4 protein-coding genes are annotated in these 3,154 nt (G+C 66.8%); 1 reads left to right on the forward strand and 3 read right to left on the reverse strand.

Annotation, left to right across the window (positions count from 1 at the left end; all coding sequences use genetic code 11):
• Nucleotides 1–147: 147 nt before the first annotated feature.
• The 3 genes from ACLP25_RS12350 to ACLP25_RS12360 form a co-directional block, all read right to left on the reverse strand.
• On the reverse strand, nt 148–585 hold the full coding sequence (locus tag ACLP25_RS12350; RefSeq protein ID WP_442469490.1) for a hypothetical protein: 438 nt from the start codon (nt 583–585) through the stop codon (nt 148–150).
• A gap of 222 nt (nt 586–807) precedes the next feature.
• Entirely contained in the window at nt 808–1,743 is a 936-nt protein-coding gene (locus tag ACLP25_RS12355) for a ribose-phosphate pyrophosphokinase (RefSeq protein WP_442469493.1), read from the reverse strand.
• A gap of 151 nt (nt 1,744–1,894) precedes the next feature.
• Nucleotides 1,895–2,455, reverse strand: a complete 561-nt coding sequence (locus ACLP25_RS12360; protein WP_442469491.1) for a hypothetical protein — start codon at nt 2,453–2,455, stop codon at nt 1,895–1,897.
• A 177-nt stretch (nt 2,456–2,632) separates the two neighbouring features.
• Between ACLP25_RS12360 and ACLP25_RS12365 the strand changes: the two genes are divergently transcribed.
• On the forward strand, nt 2,633–3,154 hold a 522-nt coding region (locus ACLP25_RS12365; protein ID WP_442469492.1), incomplete at its 3' end, for a GIY-YIG nuclease family protein.

Raw genomic sequence — 3,154 nt, forward strand, 5'->3', positions numbered from 1 at the left:
GCGATTTTTACTTGTCAACGGAGCGACCCGCTCATCGGCCGCAGACAGGAAAATCAATGGCTTGGAGATTTCCATGGTGGCGCCGGAGCCCTCCAGAATCCACTATTCTTGACCAACGTGACAATGCCTGAGCGACAGAGGCGGCGGCTATACGATCAACCGATGTAGCACGGAAAACACCGCGCCAAGGCTCAACAAAGCAAGGGGATGGAGATTGGGTCGCCATAGCCGGCAGGCCGCCGCTATCAGAGCGACCCCCCAGGCCAGCTCGCCGGCGGATTGCAGAACCGCCAGCGCTCCGGAGCCGACCGTCATGATCGGCGAATAGCCGTCCTTGGCGAACTTGCGCAGCACCTGCTCGCGCTGCGCGTCGTTCTGGATTTCGAGGTCGCGGAACGGGACGCCGCTATCCTTGGTGAACTTGGTCGCGCCGTTGAAGACCCCCTCGTTGAAGGATTTGTCGAACTTGCCGCCGAGATCGTAGACGACCGCCGGTTTGATGTCAGCGGCAAAGGCCGCCGTACACGCGATCAGGCTGCAACCGACCAGCGCGGCGGTCATGAACTTGGATGTGCGACCGAACATTTTTGTACCTCCCGGTGCTGGCGACGGCCGAAATCGGGCAGGCGCCAAGGCCCTCAAAAGCTGACCGATCAGTCAAGACAACCCCACAGCCGCCGATTCTGTCAACGGGCCGGCGGCCGAGTTCCCATATGTCCCCGACTAACGTCACGAGAGACTAAGCGCGGGATTCTGCGAGAGCAAGAAGGGATCGGGATTTTGGCGCGGCGCCGCCGAACCAGGAAGTCAGTTGAACAGCGACGAGACGCTTTCTTCCTTCGCGATGCGGGCGATCGCCTCTCCGATCAGCGGCGCGATGGAAATGACGCGGATGTTGCGCGCGACCCGCACCGCCTCGGTCGGGGCGATCGTGTCGGTCAGCACAAGCTCGGTCAGCTTCGAGGCGGCGACGCGCGCGACCGCGCCGCCGGAGAGGACGCCGTGGGTGATATAGGCCGAGACGCTGGCCGCGCCCGATGCGAGCAGCGCGTCGGCCGCGTTGCAGAGTGTGCCGCCCGAATCGACGATGTCGTCGAGAAGCATGCAATTGCGACCCTTGACGTCGCCGATGATGTTCATCACCTCCGACTCGCCGGCCCGCTCGCGCCGCTTGTCGACGATGGCGAGCGGCGCGTCGAGCCGCGTGGCGAGCGCGCGGGCGCGAATCACGCCGCCGACGTCCGGCGAAACGACCATCACGTTCTTGCCGCCGTCGCCGCGGGACTGGATGTCGCGCACCATCGTCGGGGCGGCGAAAAGATTGTCGGTCGGGATGTCGAAGAAGCCCTGGATCTGCCCGGCGTGCAAATCGACGGTCAGCTCCCGGTCGGCGCCGGCGCGGGTGATGAGGTTGGCGACGAGCTTGGCCGAAATCGGCGAACGCGGGCCGGGTTTCCGATCCTGACGGGCGTAGCCGAAATAGGGGATGACCGCCGTGATGCGACGGGCCGAGGCGCGCCGCAGCGCGTCGATGATGATGAGAAGCTCCATCAGATTGTCGTTGGCCGGATACGACGTCGACTGGATGACGAAGACGTCGCGGCCGCGCACGTTGTCGAGGATCTCGACGAAGATCTCCATGTCGGCGAAGCGGCGGACGTGGCAGCCGGTCAGCGGCTCGCCGAGATAGGCCGCAATCGCAGTGGCGAGAGGCGCATTGGAATTGCCGGCCAAAACCTTCATCTTGCCGACCACGGCAGATCTCCAAAGACGCTTTGTGCGCTGCGAAAAGGCGGACGGGGCGGCTCATAGCAGCCGCGTCCGTCGCAAACAACATGACAGTTACACGACTATCGTCTGGACCCGCCCGGCTGTCGACCGGCTGCGCGGCGGGTCACTGCGCGTAGCTGAGCGCCCCGCCTGGCGCGGCCTCGGGTGTGTTCGAGAGATAGGCCGCGAGGTCGTCGGCGCATTTGGCGGCGATGCTGTCGAGCGCCGCCGGGGTGACCATCGCCCAGGGGTCGGCGCCGGACCCGCGCACGGCGATCGCGTCGCTGAGCCTCTGCGCGCGCTGCTTGTCGGGCGTGTAGACGTCCCAGACGAAATCGACTTCCGCGCCGTCCTGGATGAGCGAGGCGCTGAGATACCCGCGCACGAGATACTTCGCCGAGGTCGGGGGGCTGAGCGCGATCTGCCGCTCGGCCGCCGCGGCGTCAAGGGTCTGGTCGAAACGTTGGGCGAGCTCGTCGGGAGCGCCTTCGACCGACATGATCGCCAGCGTCGCGCCGGCCATGCTGGCGTCCGAACGCCGGACGAACTGCCAGGAGCCCTCGGGGCTCGCGGCGAGATCGCCCGTGGCCTCCACGCAGCCGCCGAGCGCAAGGGCCGCAGCGAGCGTCAGCAACGCCGTCGACGCCCTGCCGGGGCCGGGCCGGCCGCCCTGCTTGGATTTCACGCCGGAATACTCCCGCTCCTCCTCGCGCCCCCGCCGAGGACTCTGGTTAACAAACGCTTAACGCCATCAGATAGCTAGCCCCAATCGGGCGCGAGGTCCAGTCTGGGGCGCAGGAGGCGGTTAACGAAGGCGATGCCGGTATTCCCATCGCTTCCGCCTGACCCTAGATAGACCCGCATGACTGGCGCGCCGAAAAGCTTTCCTCCGGGCGAGGCGCCCGAAGCCGAAGCCCGGGCCGAGGCGGCGCTGGAGCGGGAGCTTCGCGCCGACGCGAACCCGCTCGACATCGCCCTCGACGAGCCTCCGGCGGAGCCCGCAAATCTGGCGCGCGGCGCCGAGGCGATCCGCGACTTCTGGCGGCACGCGCCGCTCGGACCGGGCGTCTACCGGATGATCGGCGCCGAGGGCGAGGTGCTCTATGTCGGCAAGGCGCGCTCGATCAAGAAGCGCATCGCCGCCTATACGACGCCCGAGCGCCAGTCGACCCGCATCGCCCGGATGGTGGCCCAGACCCGCTCGATGGTGTTCGTCACCACCGAGACCGAGGCCGAGGCGCTGCTGCTGGAAGCCAACCTGATCAAGCAGCTGAAACCGCGCTACAACGTGGTGCTGCGCGACGACAAGAGCTTCCCCTACATCTTGATCGCGCGGGGCGAGGCGGCGCGGCTGGTCAAGCACCGGGGCGCGCGCTCGATCCCG

It is taken from the genome of Roseiarcus sp., assembly GCF_052145395.1.
Classification (GTDB): Bacteria; Pseudomonadota; Alphaproteobacteria; order Rhizobiales; family Beijerinckiaceae; genus Roseiarcus.